This is a genomic window from Sphingobium sp. FW305-3-2-15-F-TSA7 (assembly GCF_058787155.1).
This window is the reverse complement of the sequence record NZ_JBYSZM010000028.1, coordinates 78,006-94,505: the sequence shown is the minus strand read 5'-3', so window position 1 is coordinate 94,505 and position 16,500 is coordinate 78,006. Positions and strand designations below refer to the sequence as shown.

At 65.1% G+C, this 16,500-nt stretch carries 16 protein-coding genes; 9 read left to right on the top strand and 7 right to left on the bottom strand.

Features of this window, described 5'->3' with window-relative positions:
- Nucleotides 1–540 (top strand): APC family permease (locus AC3WN8_RS20930; RefSeq protein WP_492671415.1); only part of this gene is annotated, 540 nt, incomplete at its 5' end.
- Nucleotides 541–559: 19 nt separating this feature from the next.
- Here the strand turns inward: AC3WN8_RS20930 and AC3WN8_RS20925 are convergent.
- From AC3WN8_RS20925 to pcaF, 6 genes are all read right to left on the bottom strand, one after another.
- On the bottom strand, nucleotides 560–1,633 hold the full coding sequence (locus AC3WN8_RS20925) for a 2Fe-2S iron-sulfur cluster-binding protein (protein ID WP_492671414.1): 1,074 nt from the start codon (nucleotides 1,631–1,633) through the stop codon (nucleotides 560–562).
- A gap of 12 nt (nucleotides 1,634–1,645) precedes the next feature.
- Nucleotides 1,646–2,134, bottom strand: coding sequence for a 1,2-phenylacetyl-CoA epoxidase subunit PaaD (gene paaD, locus AC3WN8_RS20920; RefSeq protein ID WP_492671413.1), 489 nt, complete (start codon nucleotides 2,132–2,134; stop codon nucleotides 1,646–1,648).
- Between the two features lie 4 nt (nucleotides 2,135–2,138).
- Nucleotides 2,139–2,939 carry a 1,2-phenylacetyl-CoA epoxidase subunit PaaC gene (gene paaC, locus AC3WN8_RS20915; protein ID WP_492671412.1) on the bottom strand — a complete coding sequence of 267 codons (801 nt, stop codon included), beginning with the start codon at nucleotides 2,937–2,939 and terminating at the stop codon, nucleotides 2,139–2,141.
- The gene (paaB, locus tag AC3WN8_RS20910) at nucleotides 2,939–3,223 is read right to left on the bottom strand and encodes a 1,2-phenylacetyl-CoA epoxidase subunit PaaB (RefSeq protein WP_492671411.1); all 285 of its coding nucleotides are present in this window, start codon (nucleotides 3,221–3,223) and stop codon (nucleotides 2,939–2,941) included. The genes paaC and paaB overlap by 1 nt, the downstream gene beginning before the upstream one ends.
- A 26-nt stretch (nucleotides 3,224–3,249) precedes the next feature.
- Nucleotides 3,250–4,239: a 1,2-phenylacetyl-CoA epoxidase subunit PaaA gene (paaA, locus tag AC3WN8_RS20905; RefSeq protein WP_492671410.1), complete on the bottom strand. Its 990-nt coding sequence runs from the start codon at nucleotides 4,237–4,239 to the stop codon at nucleotides 3,250–3,252.
- Nucleotides 4,240–4,303: 64 nt separating this feature from the next.
- Complete coding sequence (pcaF, locus tag AC3WN8_RS20900; protein ID WP_492671409.1) at nucleotides 4,304–5,506, bottom strand: 3-oxoadipyl-CoA thiolase; 1,203 nt, start codon at nucleotides 5,504–5,506, stop codon at nucleotides 4,304–4,306.
- Between the two features lie 153 nt (nucleotides 5,507–5,659).
- On the opposite strand from pcaF, the gene paaG reads away from it, so the two are divergent.
- The 6 genes from paaG to AC3WN8_RS20870 all read left to right on the top strand — a co-directional run bounded on the left by paaG (nucleotide 5,660) and on the right by AC3WN8_RS20870 (nucleotide 12,560).
- A complete protein-coding gene (gene paaG / locus AC3WN8_RS20895; RefSeq protein WP_492671408.1) occupies nucleotides 5,660–6,451 on the top strand; it encodes a 2-(1,2-epoxy-1,2-dihydrophenyl)acetyl-CoA isomerase PaaG in 792 nt (263 codons plus the stop codon).
- Between the two features lie 30 nt (nucleotides 6,452–6,481).
- Entirely contained in the window at nucleotides 6,482–8,509 is a 2,028-nt protein-coding gene (paaZ, locus tag AC3WN8_RS20890) for a phenylacetic acid degradation bifunctional protein PaaZ (RefSeq protein ID WP_492671407.1), read from the top strand.
- Nucleotides 8,510–8,540: 31 nt separating this feature from the next.
- Complete coding sequence (locus AC3WN8_RS20885; protein WP_492671406.1) at nucleotides 8,541–9,308, top strand: alpha/beta fold hydrolase; 768 nt, start codon at nucleotides 8,541–8,543, stop codon at nucleotides 9,306–9,308.
- On the top strand, nucleotides 9,305–10,537 hold the full coding sequence (locus AC3WN8_RS20880; protein WP_492671405.1) for a cytochrome P450: 1,233 nt from the start codon (nucleotides 9,305–9,307) through the stop codon (nucleotides 10,535–10,537). Before AC3WN8_RS20885 ends, AC3WN8_RS20880 begins: the two co-directional genes overlap by 4 nt.
- A complete protein-coding gene (paaK, locus tag AC3WN8_RS20875) occupies nucleotides 10,534–11,853 on the top strand; it encodes a phenylacetate--CoA ligase PaaK (RefSeq protein ID WP_492671404.1) in 1,320 nt (439 codons plus the stop codon). The genes AC3WN8_RS20880 and paaK overlap by 4 nt, the downstream gene beginning before the upstream one ends.
- Before the next feature lie 122 nt (nucleotides 11,854–11,975).
- The gene (locus AC3WN8_RS20870) at nucleotides 11,976–12,560 is read left to right on the top strand and encodes a TetR/AcrR family transcriptional regulator (protein WP_492671403.1); all 585 of its coding nucleotides are present in this window, start codon (nucleotides 11,976–11,978) and stop codon (nucleotides 12,558–12,560) included.
- A gap of 19 nt (nucleotides 12,561–12,579) precedes the next feature.
- Here the strand turns inward: AC3WN8_RS20870 and AC3WN8_RS20865 are convergent, their stop codons facing one another.
- The gene (locus AC3WN8_RS20865; protein WP_492671402.1) at nucleotides 12,580–13,071 is read right to left on the bottom strand and encodes an Lrp/AsnC family transcriptional regulator; all 492 of its coding nucleotides are present in this window, start codon (nucleotides 13,069–13,071) and stop codon (nucleotides 12,580–12,582) included.
- A 97-nt stretch (nucleotides 13,072–13,168) separates the two neighbouring features.
- Here AC3WN8_RS20865 and AC3WN8_RS20860 point away from each other — a divergent pair, with 97 nt between their 5' ends.
- Both AC3WN8_RS20860 and AC3WN8_RS20855 read left to right on the top strand, forming a co-directional pair.
- The gene (locus AC3WN8_RS20860; RefSeq protein WP_492671401.1) at nucleotides 13,169–14,389 is read left to right on the top strand and encodes an amino acid aminotransferase; all 1,221 of its coding nucleotides are present in this window, start codon (nucleotides 13,169–13,171) and stop codon (nucleotides 14,387–14,389) included.
- A 26-nt stretch (nucleotides 14,390–14,415) separates the two neighbouring features.
- The gene (locus tag AC3WN8_RS20855) at nucleotides 14,416–16,494 is read left to right on the top strand and encodes a transketolase C-terminal domain-containing protein (protein ID WP_492671400.1); all 2,079 of its coding nucleotides are present in this window, start codon (nucleotides 14,416–14,418) and stop codon (nucleotides 16,492–16,494) included.
- Nucleotides 16,495–16,500: the final 6 nt, after the last annotated feature.

Genomic DNA, 16,500 nt, shown 5'->3' with positions numbered 1-16,500 from the left:
GCCGACAGTCCCGAGCCGCTCGCGCTGATCCTGCGCGATCTCCAGCAGCCCGGCATCGCCACCATCATCGCCGCCGCCGCGGTGATCGCGCTGCCCACCGTCATTCTCGCTTTCCTCTATGGGCAGAGCCGCATCTTCCTGGTGATGGCGCGCGACGGTTTCCTGCCGCCCGCACTCGCCAGGATCTCGGGCCGGGGCGCCCCCGTCCGCATCACCATCATGACCGCGATCCTCGTCTCGATCATCGCCGGCGTCCTGCCCATCGACGAGATCGCAGCCCTCGCCAATGCCGGCACGCTTGCCGCCTTCGCCGCCGTCGCGCTCTGCATGCTCATCCTGCGCCGCCGTGCGCCCGATGCGCCGCGGCCCTTCCGCACACCCGGCGCCCTTGTCGTCGGCCTCATCGCCATCCTCGGCTGCGCCTATCTCTTCTGGAGCCTCCCCAGCAAAACCCAGCTCTATTTCCTCATCTGGAACGGCTTCGGCCTCATCGTCTATTTCGGCTATGGAATGCGCAAAAGCCTGGTGAAGACGGGATGACGCAGTTCAGATTCGATCCTCAGGCGTCATAATCGAGCATGACGCCCTCACCGAGGGGAACCGCCTGGCAAGTCAGCACATAGCCGCGAGCCACTTCCTCGGCGGAGAGGCCGTAATTGGTCTTCATGCGTACTTCGCCGGCGACGAGCTTGGCCCGGCAGGTCGCGCACACGCCGGCCTTGCACGCGAAGGGCGCGGGCAGTCCGGCCTCGCGGGCATTGTCGAGGATGCTGCCGGCGCCGGCATGGAATTCCACGATACGGCGGCGGCCGTCGATGGTGATCTGCATCTTCAGGCCTTCGGCCTTCTCGGCCACCGCACGGTCGGCCTGCTCATCCGCCGCGCTGAGGCGTTCGGCGGTGAAACGCTCGACCAGCACGCGATCCGCGGGGACGCCCGCATCGATCATCGCGCGTTCGGCCGTGTCCATCATGGCCGAAGGGCCGCAGATAAAGGCGACGTCGATATTCTCCGGATCGACCAGCGACGACAATATCTCGGCGATCCGTGCCGCATCGAGCCGGCCGTTGAAGAGCTCGATATCGTCGGCCTCGGCCGTCAGGAAATGGTAGATCTGGAAACGGCTGAGATAGCGGTCCTTGAGGGCGGCGAGTTCTTCCAGGAACATGATCGAGCTGGAACTGCGGTTGCCGAACAACAGGGTGAACTGGCTGTCGGATTCGGTCGCCAGACCGGCTTCGATCAGCGACAGGATCGGTGTGATTCCGGATCCGCCGGCAAAGCACAGATAGTTGCGCTGCTTGCCGGGGGCGAATTCCCAGGTGAAGTGGCCGCGCGGCTCCATCGTCTCGATCGTGCCGCCGGGCTTCAGCGTCTCCATTGCCCAGGTCGAGAAGCGGCCACCCGCCACCCGCTTGATGCCGACGCGCAGCGGCCCGCCCGGCGCGACGCAGATCGAATAGTTCCGGCGCACATCCTCGCCGTCTATGTCGGCGCGAAAGGTGAGGTGCTGACCCGGCGCGAAGGCGAAAGCGTCGGCGAGTTCGGCGCCCGGTTCGAGCAGCACCGAAATGGCGTCGTCGGTTTCCCGGCGAACGTCGAGGATCTTCAGCGGGTGGAAGCCTGCAGACACGAGCTTAATTCCTCAATGACATTTGAAGCGGTCGAAGGGTTCGAGACAGGCCTCGCAGCGCCAAAGCGCCTTGCAGGGTGTCGATCCGAAGCGGCTCACCTCATGCGTGCGAACGGAGTTGCAGCGCGGGCAGGCGACCGGTTCGTCGCCGCCGAGCCGATGCGCCGCGGCGCCCCGCGGCGGCGGCGCAATGCCATAATCCTTGAGCCGTTCCCGGCCTCGATCGGTAATCCAGTCGGTCGACCATGGCGGCGCGAGGACGGTTTCGATGCCCACCTCGCCGAAGCCCGCCGCGTCGAGCGCGCTGCGGATCGAGGCCTCGATCGCAAGCGTCGCCGGACAGCCGGTGTAGGTCGGCGTGACCAGCACCGTCGGCGGCTTCGCGCGCAGCCCTCGCACGATGCCGAGGTCCGTCACCGTCACCGCGGGGATTTCGGGATCGGGAACATCGTCGAGCACCGCCAGGATGCGGGCTTCGGTCGCGGCGTCGAGCGCATGCATGGCGCTACCAGACGGCGTCGGGATAGACGCGCGGGAGGAACTGCATGGGCGCAAGCAGATGGCCGAGATGTTCGGAATGATGTCCCACGCGACCGCCTCTTACCGCCCGGGGATATTCGGGTGGCGGCAGCGTCGCTTCACGCAGCACGTCGTTCACGCGGGCGTCGAAGCGACCGCGCAGGGCGCTGCGGTCGACTGCGATGCCGGCTTCGACCAGCGACCGTTCCTGCGCGTCGACATCGAACATCTCGTCGACGAAGCGCCAGAACCAGTCGAGGCCTTCGATCATCCGGCGGCGGCTCTCCTCGGTGCCGTCACCCAGACGGATCACCCAGTCGGCCGACAGGTCCACATGATAGGCGACTTCCTTGACCGCTTTTGCCGCGATTTCGGCGATGCGCGGCTCGGTCGAGCCGGCCAGTCCTTCGAACAGGGCAAGCTGAGCGGTCGAGAAGAGAAACTGGCGTGCGATCGTCTGGGCGAAATCGCCATTGGGCTGTTCGACCAGCAGGCAGTTGCGGAAAGCCAGTACGTCGCGATGGAATGCGAGCCGGTCGCCGTCCCGTCCCAACCCCTCCACCTTGCCGGCAAGTTCGAGGAACAGCGTCGCCTGGCCGATCAGGTCCAGGCCGATATTGGCGAGGCTGAGGTCGATCTCGAGCGCCGGCGCATTGCCGCACCATTCGGTGAGCCGCTGGCCCAGGATCAGGCCGTCGTCGCCGAGCCGCAGGAGATAGTCGAACAGCGAAGGGTGCCATTCGGTCGCTGCGCCATCTTCGCGCTGAAGGGTCGGAAGCGTCGCCATCAGATGTGCGTCACGACGTCGGGGATGTCGTAGAAGGTCGGATGCCGATAGACCTTCGTCTCGGCCGGTTCGAACATCGGGCCGGCCTGCGCAGGGTCGGAAGCGACGATATCGCTCGACTTGACCACCCAAAGGCTGATGCCTTCGAGCCGGCGCGTATAGACGTCGCGTGCGTGGCGCACCGCGAGTTCACCGTCGGGCGCGTGGACCGAGCCGACATGTTTGTGGCTGAGCCCGCCTCTTGAGCGGATGAACACTTCCCACAGGGGCCAGTCATGGCTCATTGTCTTGTCCTGTTGTTCGAGGTTGATCAGGCGGCACGCCGCGCGGCGCGTTTCGCTTCATGGGCCGCGGCCGCTTCCCGCACCCAGGCCCCATTCTCCCAGGCCTCGATGCGCGCCTTCACGCGTTCCTTGGCGACGGGGCCTTCGCCGCGAACCACCGCGTAGAATTCCTCCCAATCGACCGCACCAAAGTCGTAGCCCTGCTTCTCCTCATTCCATTTGAGGTCGGGGTCGGGGACGGTCAGGCCCAGGAATTCGGCCTGGGGCACGGTGATGTCGACGAATTTCTGGCGCAGATCGTCATTGCTGTCGCGCTTGATGCGCCAGCGGAAGCTCTGGGCGGAGTTGGGCGAGTTCGCATCGGGCGGGCCGAACATCATCAGTGACGGCCACCACCAGCGATTGAAGGCGTCCTGCGCCATCGCCTTTTGTTCGGCCGTGCCGTTGGCCATCACCATCATGATCTCGTAGCCCTGGCGCTGGTGGAAGCTCTCCTCCTTGCAGACGCGCACCATCGCGCGCGCATAGGGGCCGTAGGATGTGCGCTGCAGCGGCACCTGATTCATGATCGCGGCGCCGTCGACCAGCCAGCCGATCGCGCCGATGTCCGCCCAGGTGAGCGTCGGATAGTTGAAGATCGTGCTGTACTTCGCCTTGCCCGAGTGCAGTGCCTCGACCATCTGCTCGCGGCTGGTGCCGAGCGTCTCTGCGGCGCAATAGAGGTAGAGGCCGTGCCCGCCCTCGTCCTGCACCTTGGCGAGCAGGACCGCCTTTCGGCGCAGAGAGGGCGCGCGGGACAACCAATTGCCCTCGGGCAGCATGCCGACGATCTCGCTATGCGCATGCTGCGAGATCTGGCGCACCAGCGTCTTGCGATACGCCTCGGGCATCCAGTCCTTCGGTTCGATGAACTCGTCGGCTGCCACGCGCGCTTCAAAAGCGGCGAGCAGTTCCGGATCCTCGGCAATGATCGGAACCGGGGCCTTGGCGTCTTTGCTGAGCTCGGTCGTGTACATGCGTCATCCTCATCGACTCGATGGACTTTATATATAATAACCTGACCGGCCGGTCAATTAAATATCAGACACGCTCGACTGCCAGCGCGATGCCTTGCCCGACACCGATGCACATGGTGCACAACGCACGGCCTGTGCCGCGGCGCGTCAGTTCTTCGACGGCGGTGAGGACGAGGCGTGCGCCCGACATGCCGAGCGGATGGCCGAGCGCGATCGCGCCGCCATTGGGATTCACATGTTCCGCATCGTCCGGAAGGCCGAGGCGGCGCAATACGGCAAGCCCCTGCGAAGCGAATGCCTCGTTGAGTTCGACGATGTCGAAGTCGCTGATGCTGAGCCCCAGGCGAGCCATCAGCCGTTCGGATGCTGGCGCGGGGCCGATGCCCATGATCCGCGGCGGGACGCCGGCCACGGCGGTGCCCGTCACGCGCGCGCGCGGGGCCAGGCCATATTTCGTCACCGCAGCTTCGCTGGCGACGATGATCGCGGCCGCGCCGTCATTGACGCCCGATGCGTTGCCGGCGGTGATCGTGCCGTCCGGGCGGACGATCGGCTTCAGCTTCGCAAGCGCCTCTGCGCTCGTCTCGCGGGGATGCTCGTCACGCGCGACGAGGATGGGATCGCCCTTCTTCTGGGGTACCGGCACTGCGACGATCTCGGCATCGAAGCGGCCATTGGCCTGTGCGGCGGCGGCGCGGCGCTGGCTCTCGGCGGCGAACTTGTCCTGGTCTTCCCGGCTCACCGCGAAGTCCTGCGCCACATTCTCGGCGGTCTCGGGCATCGAATCTATGCCGAACTCGGCCTTCAGCGCCTTGTTGACGAAGCGCCAGCCAATCGTCGTATCGAACACGGCGTTGGCGCGCGAGAAGGCTGCGTCGGCCTTGGGCATGACGAACGGCGCGCGCGACATGCTCTCGACGCCGCCGGCAATGATCAGATCGGCTTCTCCCGCCTTGATCGCACGCGCGGCATAGGCAACCGCGTCCATGCCGGAACCGCAGAGGCGGTTGATCGTGGTCCCCGGCGCATCGGTGCCGAGCCCGGCGAGAAGGGCCGCCATGCGCGCGACATTGCGATTGTCCTCGCCCGCCTGATTGGCGCAGCCCATCAGGATATCGTCGAGCGCGGTCCAGTCGATGCCGGGATTGCGCGCCTTGAGCGCGCGCAGCGGGATCGCCGCCAGATCGTCGGCACGAACTCCGGCCAGCGCGCCGCCATAGCGTCCGATGGGGGTGCGGATCGCGTCACAGATAAAGGCGTCGGCCATTCGATGAACTCCTTGGCGGGTGGTGTGCGGACCGTCATGCCGGCACCAGCGCGTGAATCTCCATGGCTTCTTCGATTAGCGTCAAAAAATTGGGTTGCCAATAATAGTCCGACTAGGCAGTCTATTTATTCCCAGTCGAGACGGAGATGGATCATGACGTTCGAAACGATTGCGCTGGAGATTGCCGAAGGCGTCGCGCGTCTGACGTTGAACCGTCCGGATCGCCTCAACAGCTTCACGGTCCAGATGCATGGCGAAGTCGCCGAAGCGCTGGATCGGATCGAGTCGAGCGAGGATGTGCGCGCCCTGGTGATCACCGGTGCCGGGCGGGGCTTCTGCGCCGGACAGGATCTGGCGGATCGGGCGGTCGCACCCGGCGGGCAAGCCGTCGATCTGGGGGATTCGGTGGAGCGTTATTATGCGCCGCTGATTCGCCGGCTGGCGGGCTTGCCCAAGCCGGTCATCGCCGCGGTCAACGGCGTGGCGGCGGGCGCGGGCGCGAATATCGCGCTTGCCTGCGACATCGTGATCGCCGCACGGAGCGCGAAGTTCATCCAGTCTTTCGCGAACATCGGACTCATCCCCGATTCCGGCGGGACCTGGGTGCTCCCTCGCCTTGTCGGCCAGGCGCGGGCGCTGGGCCTGGCGCTCACCGGCGAGCCGTTGCCGGCCGAGACGGCGGAACGCTGGGGCCTGATCTGGAAATGCGTCGACGACGACCAATTGTCGGTGGAGGTCGATGCGCTCGCCACCCGCTTCGCCAGGGGAGCGACCCGCGGGCTCGCCCGGACCAAGGAACTGATCCGGGCCTCGTCGCTCAAATCGCTCGACGAGGAACTCGATCTCGAGCGCGACGCGATGCGCGAGCTCGGCTTCAGCCAGGATTATCAGGAGGGCGTCGCCGCCTTCACCGCCAAGCGGCCGCCCGTCTTCACCGGCCGCTGACCAACCGCATTTTCCCAAAAGGACCAAGAGATGACCGCAACGCTTTCAAATTATGCCGTCGACAGCTGGACCCAGGCGACGGGCGGCCTTGCCGATCTGCGCTCCGCGGTGACGGGCGAGATCGTCGCCCGCACCGGCAGCCAGGGCCTCGACTTCAAGGCCATGCTCGATCACGCCCGCACCGTCGGCGGACCGGCGTTGCGGAAAATGACCTTCCATGCCCGTGCGCGGATGATCAAGGCACTGGCCACCGCGCTCATGGAACGCAAGGAGGAGCTCTATGCGCTCTCCTGGGCGACGGGGGCGACGCGGACCGACAGCTGGATCGATATCGAGGGCGGCGCCGGGACCCTGTTCGCGGCATCGTCGAAGGGGCGGCGCGAACTGCCCGACGATACGATCCTGATCGACGGCGCGATGGAGCCGATCGGCAAGCGCGGAACCTTTGTCGGCCAGCACGTCTATACGTCGCTCCAGGGCGCCGCGGTCCATATCAACGCCTTCAACTTTCCGGTCTGGGGCATGCTGGAGAAGCTCGGTACGACCCTGCTCGCGGGCGTGCCCGCGATCATCAAGCCGGCATCGTCAACCGGATATGTCGCCGAAGCGGCATTCCGCATCATGATCGAAGCCGATGTGCTGCCACCGGGCGCGATCCAGTTGATCATGGGATCGACGGGCGATCTGTTCGATCACCTCACCTGCCAGGACGTCGTCTCCTTCACCGGATCGGCCGAGACCGCGATGAAGCTCCAGGCATATCCCGTGATCGCGCGGGAAGGCGTGCGCTTCGTCGCCGAGAGGGATTCGCTCAACGCCTCGGTGCTTGGTCCCGACGCCGAACCCGGCAGCCCCGAATTCGACCTCTTCATCAAAGAAGTCGTCCGCGAGATGACGGTGAAGGCGGGCCAGAAATGCACCGCCATCCGCCGCGCCTTCGTGCCCGCAGCCCTTCTGGACGCAGCGGAGGCCGCGCTCAAGGAGCGCCTCGCCAAGATCGTCGTCGGCGATCCCCAGGCTGAAGGCGTGACGATGGGCGCTCTCGCCAGCATCGCGCAGCTGGAGGACGTCCGCGCCAAGGCACGGATTCTGGCAGGTCAGGCGAGGCTCGCTTTCGGCGATATCGACGAAGTCTCGCTGACCGGCGCCACCGCCGGCGACGGGGCGTTCATCTCCCCCTTGCTTTTCCGTGCCGACGATCCCTGGACCGCCGACCTCGTCCACGACGTCGAGGCCTTCGGTCCGGTCTCGACGCTGATGCCGTACCGGGACATCGCCGACGCGATCGCACTCGCCAATCGCGGCAAGGGCAGCCTTGCGCTGTCCTTCTTCACCTATGATCCGGAGGCCGCTCGCGATTTTGTCCTGGGCGCGGGGGCTTATCACGGCCGTATCGTCGTCATCGATCGCGACAGCGCGAAGGAGTCGACCGGCCATGGCTCGCCGCTCCCGATGCTGATCCATGGTGGTCCCGGCCGCGCGGGCGGCGGCGAGGAAATGGGCGGCGTGCGCGGCGTCAAGCATTATATGCAGCGCTCTGCGCTTCAGGGAAGTCCGCGCGCGCTGTCCGCGATCGTCGGGCAATGGCTGCCCGGCGCGCCGCAGCCCGAGGGCGAGGCGCATCCCTTCCGGCTTCGTTTCGGGGAACTCGCGATCGGTTACACGATCCGCACGGCGTCGCGCATCGTCACGCTCGAGGACATCGAGCATTTCGCCCATTTCACGGGCGATACCTTCTACGCGCATATGGACGAGGAAGCGGCCGCGGCGAATCCGTTTTTCCCGGGTCGCGTGGCGCACGGCTATCTGCTGCTGTCCTTCGCCGCTGGCCTGTTCGTGGACCCTGCACCGGGCCCGGTGCTGGCGAATTACGGGTTGGAAAGCTTGCGTTTCGTGAAGCCGGTATCGCCAGGCGAGGCGATCAAGGTTACGCTGACGGCCAAGTCGAAGACCCAGCGCAACGATGAATATGGCGAAGTGCGCTGGGCCGTCACGATCACCGACAGCACGGACGAACTCTGTGCGACCTACGACCTGCTGACGATGAACGCCCTGTGAGACGAGCCTGAGAGTCGAGATGATGGACGCTGTGACGGAATTTGCTGACGGACTGTGTTTCGATCGTGGCGGAAGCGGCGATGCCTTGCTCGTGTGCCTGCATGGTCTTGGCGCCAATGGCCGGGTCTGGCAGCCTTTTCTCGATCAGGCGTCCGCGCGTTGGCCAGGGCGCTGGCTGGCGCCGGATCTGCCGGGCCATGGCCGATCGGAGAAGGCGGCGCGTTATGACGTCGCGGACTATGCCGCGCCGCTCGCCACGCTCATCAAACGACATGCCGCGGGCGCGCCCGTCACCATCCTGGGGCATTCGCTCGGCGGCGTCATTGGCCTCGAGCTCGCAAAGTCGGATCATGCCATCGGGCCCTCGGCTGTCTTCGCCCTGGGCATCAAGGTCGGCTGGAGCGATGACGAACTCGAACAGATGAGGAAGCTGTCTGAGCGCGACGCCAAGGCCTTTGAAAGCCCCGACGATGCCCTGGCCTTCTATGGTCGCCAGTCCGGGCTCGGGGTCGTGGCGCCTGGTTCGGTCCTTGCCGACCGCGCGGTGGTGGAGGATGATGCAGGCTGGCGGACGGCGCTCGACATGCGGGCCTATGCGGTCGCGCGCCCGGCCATGGCCGAGCTCGTCGCGACATCGACCTGTCCGGTCCATCTGGCTCGCGGCGTGAACGACCCCATGGTTTCGCACGAACAGCTCCTCGCATATGACCGGGATGCGTCGGACATTCCGGACGCGGGGCACAATGCGATGGTCGACGTGCCATCGCGGATCTGGGACTGGCTGGGCGACCGGCGGTGATCGCGACAGCGCCAGATCCGGTCGCTGGCGCGCCATGGGAATTGTCCACACCGCCGGACGGTTTCTACCAGGATCCTTACCCGCATTATGGCGCGCTTCGTGATGGCGGGCGGATTGTCCGCGCGATCGACGGGGTCATGCTGGTCTCTCACCATGCCGACGTTGCCGCCGTCTACCGGGATATGGCGACTTTCAGTTCGGACAAGCAGGTGGAGTTCGCATCCAAGTTCGGCAGGTCGCCGCTCTTCGAGCATCACACCACCAGCCTCGTCTTCAATGACAATCCCTATCATGGCCGGGTGCGGAGCATGCTCGTCGGCGCCTTGTCGCCGCGCGCGCTTGCCGGTCTTGCCGAAGGGGTCGGGACATTCTGCGGCTCGCTGGCCGCGGAGGTCGCCGAAATGGATGGATGCGACGGCATCGCCGACTTTGCCGGAGCAGTGCCGGTGCGCGTCATCGGCGACATGTTCGATGTCGCCGAGGGCGATCGCGGTCCGCTGAGGGCCTGGTCGCTTGCGATCCTGAAGGCGCTCGAGCCGGCGCCCGATACGGAGACGCTCGTTGCCGGAAATCGCGCCGTCCTGGAATTCTGCGCGTTTCTCGACGATCTGATCGCCAACCGCCGGCGCACACCAGGCGATCCCGAGCGGGATCTGCTCACGCGGATGATCGTTCAGACGCATGATGGCGAAGCGCTTTCCGCGCCCGAACTTGTGCACAACGCCATCTTTCTTCTCAATGCCGGCCACGAGACCACCACGAACCTGATCGGCAACGCCCTGCACATCCTGGCGACCGACACGGCGCTGCGGCTGCGGCTCGTCGACGAACCCGCATTGATACCGGCGTTCATCGAAGAGGTGCTGCGCTTCGAAAGCCCCAATCAGCTTGGGAACCGGCGCGCGGCGTGTGCTGCCGAGATTGCGGGCATTCCCATCGAAGCGGGAACCCTGATCACGCTCGTGATCGGTGCTGCCAACCGGGATCCCGCGGTGTTCGAGGAACCCGATCGGTTCAGTCTTGATCGCCGCCCGAACAGACATCTCGCCTTCGGAGCGGGCGGGCACCAGTGCGTCGGTCTCAGCCTTGCCCGTCTCGAAGGGGCCGCCGCGATTACCGCTTGGCTGCGCCGTATCCCGGACTTCCACCTCTCTGCGCCCGCCCCATGGCAGCGCCGCGTCCGCTTTCGCGGGCTCGAACGCCTGCCCCTGGCCTGGCGCATCAAATGAAAGCGGCGACCATGGGACCATCTGCTCAGCCAATCGATTTCGGCCCTGCGGATCGCGCCGAACTCGTCGCGCTGCAGCTCGAACGGATGCGTGACACCTTGATCCGGGTCTATGAGAATGTTCCCTTTTATCGGCGCAGCTTCGACAAGGCCGGCCTCGTGCCGGCCGATCTGCGGAGCCTGGACGATCTCGCGCGCTTTCCCTTCACCACCAAGTCCGACCTTCGCGACAATTATCCTTTCGGACTCTTCGCCGTTCCGACCGAACAGGTTGCGCGGATTCACGCATCGTCGGGGACGACGGGGCAACCCACGGTCGTCGGATATACGCGCGACGACATCGCCATGTGGTCCAATTGCGTTGCGCGGTCGCTGCACGCCGCCGGCGTCCGGCCGGGAATGAAGGTCCATGTCGCCTATGGCTATGGCCTGTTCACCGGGGGGCTGGGCGCGCATTATGGAGCCGAAGCGCTGGGGTGCACGGTCATTCCGATGTCGGGAGGGCAGACGGAAAAGCAGGTCCGGCTGATCCAGGATTTCAAGCCGGACGCCATCATGGTCACGCCGAGCTACATGCTTGCCATTCTCGACGAGTTCAATCGCCAGGGGCTCGATCCCCGGGCAACTTCGCTGCGCTTCGGCATTTTCGGCGCGGAGCCCTGGACCGAGGCGATGCGAACCGAAATCGAGCAGGCATTCTCGATCGATGCGACCGACATCTACGGGCTCTCGGAAGTGATTGGCCCGGGCGTGGCGCAGGAGTTCGTCGACCGAAAGGGTGCTGCGACGATATGGGAGGATCATTTCTACCCCGAAATCATCGATCCGGTGACGGGCGAAGTCCTGCCGGACGGGGAGGAGGGGGAACTGGTCTTCACGTCGCTCACCAAACAGGCCATGCCCATCATCCGCTATCGCACGCGTGATCTCACGCGCCTGCTCCCGGGTGACCGCACGCCGATGCGGCGGATGGCGAAGCTCACCGGACGCTCGGACGACATGCTCATCATCCGGGGCGTCAATGTCTTTCCCAGCCAGATCGAAGAGGTCCTGCTGACCTGTCGCGGCTTGAGCCCGCACTTCCTCGTCGAAATCATCCGGCCCGGGCGGATGGACGAGATGACCATCAAGGTGGAGGCCCGGGACGGTGTCGGCGCGGAGGCGGCGGCCGCGCAATCGGCTCAGCTCTGTGACAGGATCAAGGAACTGATCGGAATCAGCGCCCTGGTCGAGGTCCAGCCGGCAGGAAGCATCACCCGTTCGGTCGGAAAGGCGCTCCGGGTCATCGACAAGCGCTCGGCGATCGATCGCATTTGATCCGATGAAGATCTGAAACCAATGAAAAGGACCCGATTGGCTGTGTCGAACTGAGATTTCACGGCACTGGCAGGAGCACGGATTGCTTCCGCCGCAACCGATCAGGTCCTGGAAAGAGCGAGATGGCAAGGACCCAAGCCGCCGATTACGAGCAACGCCGGGAGGCTATCGTCGACAGGGCGGCGGAGCTGTACGCCAACAGGGGCTTCCACGGCGCTTCGATGTCCGACCTCGCGGCCGCGTGCGACATGTCGAAGTCGCTGCTGTATCATTATTATGGTTCGAAGGAGGAACTCCTCTATGCGGTGATGACGTCGCACATCGATCAACTGGTCGAGGATGTCGAAGAGGTGATGTGCATGGGCGCACCCCCGATGGCAAAGCTGACGAAGCTCATCCACGCCTTCATGCGCCACTATGTCGGTGCGGCGGATCGCCAGACGGTCCTGCTGAACGGGCTAGAGAACCTTCCCGGGGACAAGCGCGCGATCATCGTCGCCAAGCAGCGGAAACTGATCGACGCGGTCCAGCAATTGCTCGCCGATCTCGTATCGAATGATGGGGACGTCGCCCGTCAGCGCGTCAGGGCCATGCTGATCTTCGGCATGATCAACTGGACGCATACATGGTTCGATCCGGACGGACCGGTCAGCGCCGAGGAACTGGCGGACATGGCGCTCGAAATGGCGCTGTCCGGCCGAAGTTGATCATCGGCCGGATACTCGATCAAACCGGCAGCGCGGTGGTGTACTTCACGCGCTTGAGCGAGAAATGCGATGCCGACGTCGCGACCGCGTCCTGGCCGAGCAACTCGCCCATGAGCAGTTTCTCATATTCCTGCACATTCCTCACGACGACGCGCACGAGATAGTCCCACTCGCCGGACATGGAATGGCATTCCATCACCTGGTCATGCGATTGGATGAACGCCTCGAACCGTTCCCGTGCCCCGGGCTCGTGCGATTTCATGCGGACCTGGCAGAACACATTGAGCTCGCGGCCGATCGCTATCGGATCGACAAGCCGTACCGTTTCCCGCAGAATTCCGGCCGTCTCCATCGCCTTGATCCGCCGCCAGCAGGACGCCGGGGACGCCGCCACCTCCTGTGCGAGTTCCGCCTGGCTGATGTCGCCGCGAGTCTGCAGCACACGCAGAATCTTGCGGTCCAGCGGGTCTAGTTTCGGGTATTGATTATTTTCGCTCACTTTTGCGGTCATTGTGAAGGAAACTCGTCAATTTATGCTGTCATCATGATGAACAAGAACAGCAATCATCACGGATTGTGATTTATCCTCCTCGCCAGAGGAGAAGTCAATGAGCGTGACCACGATCGAGCGGACAGCCGACCACGAACCTGTTGCGCACAAGGCGCTGCTCCACGCCCTGAGGCCGCAGCCGGCCGACGCTCTGCTTGCTCTCATCGGTGCCTTCCGAAGCGATCACCGCCCTTACAAGATCGATGTCGGTGTGGGCGTCTATCGCAACGAGGCGGGCGAGACGCCGGTCATGCGGTCGGTAAAGGCGGCCGAGCGGGTGCTGGTCGAGAACCAGGGCAGCAAGGGCTATCTCGGTCCGGAAGGCAATATCGGCTTCTTCGAACAGCTGAAACCGATCATCTTCGGGGCGAACGACTTCGGTGACCGCCTGGTCGGCCTGCAGACGCCCGGCGGCACCGGTGCATTGCGCCTGGCCTTCGAGCTCATCGCGCGCGGATCGCCGGAGGCACGGATTCTGGTCGGTGAGCCGACCTGGCCGAACCACCTGCCCATCCTCGGCGCGGCTGGGCTGGAGGCGGTCGGATACAGCCATTTTGACGTGGCGACGCAGCGGCTGACCTTCAGCCAGACATTGCAGGCTCTCGAGGTTGCCAGGCGCGGCGATGTCGCATTGCTGCATGGTTGCTGCCACAATCCCACCGGCGCCGATTTCAGCGCCGAGCAATGGCGCAGGCTCGCCGAGTTCATGCTCGAACGCGGCATCCTGCCATTGATCGATCTCGCTTATCAGGGGCTTGGGCGGGGTCTCGACGAAGATGCCGAAGGTCTCCGGATCGTCCTGGAGATCTGCGGCGAAGCGCTGGTCGCCTATTCCTGCGACAAGAATTTCGGCCTCTATCGCGAGCGCGTCGGCGCCCTTTACGCGCTTTCGAAATCGTCCGCCGATGCTGCCACGCTCCAGACCAATTTGCTGTCGCTGGCGCGCGCGAACTGGTCGATGCCACCCGATCACGGCGGCGCCATCGTCCAGACCATCCTCGGCAACGAAGCGCTGACCGCCGACTGGCGGGCGGAACTCACCGAGGTTCGCGAGCGCATCCGCCAGATCCGCGACCTGCTCGCCGCCGCGGATTCCGCGCTTGCGCCGCTCCAGGGCCAGCACGGCATGTTCTCGACGCTGCCGCTCACGCCCGCGCAGGTCGCGCGGCTTCGCGAGGAGCGCGCGATCTACATGCCGTCGTCGGGCCGCATCAACCTCGCGGGGCTCACGCCGCAGACGATTTCCCCCTTCGTCGACGCGCTCGCGTCGCTCCGTTGACTCAAATTCTGCCGAAGGACCGTACCGTGGCAACTGCCGAGCTGAAGTTTCGATTGCGCAACGCTCCCGACGATTCCGTCGACTGGCGCCGCGTGGCCTATCTGGTCTCTCTTTCCCGAGCGCTGGACAAGATGGAGGAGACCCGGCTGGTTCCCGAGAAGAAGGTGCTCTACCAGTTTTCGGCGCGCGGCCACGACATGGCGCAGATCCTGCTCGGCTGCCACCTGACCGATCCGGTCGACGCGACCTGCGGCTATTACCGCTCGCGCCCGTTGCTGCTGTCGCTGGGCGTTGACGTCGCGGACGCCCTGGGCTCGGCGATGGGGCGGGCCGGCGGCTATTCCGATGGTCGCGACATCGGCGTGGTGTTCAACTATCCCAATCCCAACGGCGCATCGGCCCTGCCCATGTGCGGCGGCGTCGGCGCGCAATATACCCCGACCGCCGGCTGGGCGCAGGCGATCGAGTATAACCGCACCGTCCTCAAGGATCCCGCCTATGACAAGGCGATCGCGGTCGTGCTCGGCGGCGACGGATCGGTCGCCGCCAACGGTTTCTGGGCCGCATTGACCATCGCGACCACGCAGAAGCTGCCGATGCTCTTCTATATCGAGGATAATGGCTTCGGTATTTCGGTGCCGTCGGTATTCCAGACTCCGGGCGGCAATATCGCCGCCAATCTCGAAAGCTGGAATGGCCTCACCATCTTCTCCGGCGACGGGACCGATCCCGCGGAAGCGGCACGGCTTGTCGACGATGCGGTGACCTTCGTCCGCGAGGAGCGCGCACCGGTACTCCTGCGCCTTACCGTGCCGCGTCTCCAGGGGCACAGCTTTCAGGATACGCAGACATACAAGTCCGAGGCGTTCGTCGCCTCCGAATGGGATCGCGATCCGCTGCCCAAGCTCAAATCCTATCTCGTCCCCGCGCTGCTGAGCGAGGCGGACTGGACCGAGATCGAGGCGCGCGCCGAGGCCGAGGCCGAAGCGGCGCGCGAGCGTGCCGAAGCACGCGGCGTGGCCGACCCCGAGACCGTGATGGACAATGTCTTCTTCGAAGGCACGCTGCAGGCCGAAGGAGGACAATGGAACCAGGGCTATGTTGCGCCGGCCACCACCGACGTGCCGAAGCCCGAGGGCCAGCGGATCAATATGGTCACGGCCATCCGGCGGACGCTCGAGCATGAACTGGAGATCAATCCGCGGGTGGTGCTGTTCGGTGAGGACATCGGCCCCAAGGGCGGCGTCCATGCCGTGACGCTCGGCCTGCAGGAGAAGTTCGGTTTCGACCGCGTGTTCGACACGAGCCTGTCCGAGGAAGGCATTGTCGGCCGCGCGGTCGGCATGGCGCTTGCCGGGCTCATGCCGGTCCCCGAGATCCAGTTTCGCAAATATGCCGAGCCGGCGACCGAGCAGATCAACGATTGCGGCACGATGCGCTGGCGGACCAACAACCGCTTCGCGGCGCCGATGGTGCTCCGCGTGCCCGGCGGCTTCTTCAAATGCGGTGATCCCTGGCACAGCCAGACCAACGAAGTCGCCTTCATCCACAATCCGGGCTGGAAGGTCGCGGTGCCGTCAAATGCGGAGGATGCGGTCGGGCTGCTCCGCACGGCGCTCCGCGGCAACGACCCGGTGCTGTTTTTCGAACATCGGGCGATGCTCGATTATGCCTGGGCACGGCGCGCCTATCCCGGCGACGATTTCGCGCTGCCCTTCGGCAAGGCGAAGACGACGGTCGCGGGCGACGATGTCACCATCGTCACCTGGGGCGCGATGGTTCCGCGCTGTGAGGAGGCGGCAGAGGGCCGCTCCGTCGACGTCATCGATTTGCGCACGCTGATGCCGTGGGACAAGGAAGCGGTGCTGTCCTCGGTGCGCCGCACGCGCCGCTGCCTCATCGTCCATGAGGATCTGCGGACCGCGGGCTTCGGTGCGGAGATCGCCGCCGTCGTCGCCGACGAAGCGTTCATGGACCTGGATGCGCCCGTGCTTCGCGTCACCATGCCGGACATCCCCAGCCCGCATAACCCCGTGCTGCTCGACTGGGCCGTGCCGTCGGTGGAGCGCATCCGCGCCAAGATCGACCAACTGATCGGCTTTTGAGGGTGG

Coding starts and splice junctions, on each gene's coding strand:
- paaD (WP_492671413.1), bottom strand. CDS start 2,134: ATGCATGCGCTCGACGCCGCGACCGAAGCCCGCATCCTGGCGGTGCTC.
- paaC (WP_492671412.1), bottom strand. CDS start 2,939: ATGGCGACGCTTCCGACCCTTCAGCGCGAAGATGGCGCAGCGACCGAA.
- paaB (WP_492671411.1), bottom strand. CDS start 3,223: ATGAGCCATGACTGGCCCCTGTGGGAAGTGTTCATCCGCTCAAGAGGC.
- paaA (WP_492671410.1), bottom strand. CDS start 4,239: ATGTACACGACCGAGCTCAGCAAAGACGCCAAGGCCCCGGTTCCGATC.
- pcaF (WP_492671409.1), bottom strand. CDS start 5,506: ATGGCCGACGCCTTTATCTGTGACGCGATCCGCACCCCCATCGGACGC.
- paaG (WP_492671408.1), top strand. CDS start 5,660: ATGACGTTCGAAACGATTGCGCTGGAGATTGCCGAAGGCGTCGCGCGT.
- paaZ (WP_492671407.1), top strand. CDS start 6,482: ATGACCGCAACGCTTTCAAATTATGCCGTCGACAGCTGGACCCAGGCG.
- paaK (WP_492671404.1), top strand. CDS start 10,534: ATGAAAGCGGCGACCATGGGACCATCTGCTCAGCCAATCGATTTCGGC.
- AC3WN8_RS20870 (WP_492671403.1), top strand. CDS start 11,976: ATGGCAAGGACCCAAGCCGCCGATTACGAGCAACGCCGGGAGGCTATC.
- AC3WN8_RS20865 (WP_492671402.1), bottom strand. CDS start 13,071: ATGACCGCAAAAGTGAGCGAAAATAATCAATACCCGAAACTAGACCCG.
- AC3WN8_RS20860 (WP_492671401.1), top strand. CDS start 13,169: ATGAGCGTGACCACGATCGAGCGGACAGCCGACCACGAACCTGTTGCG.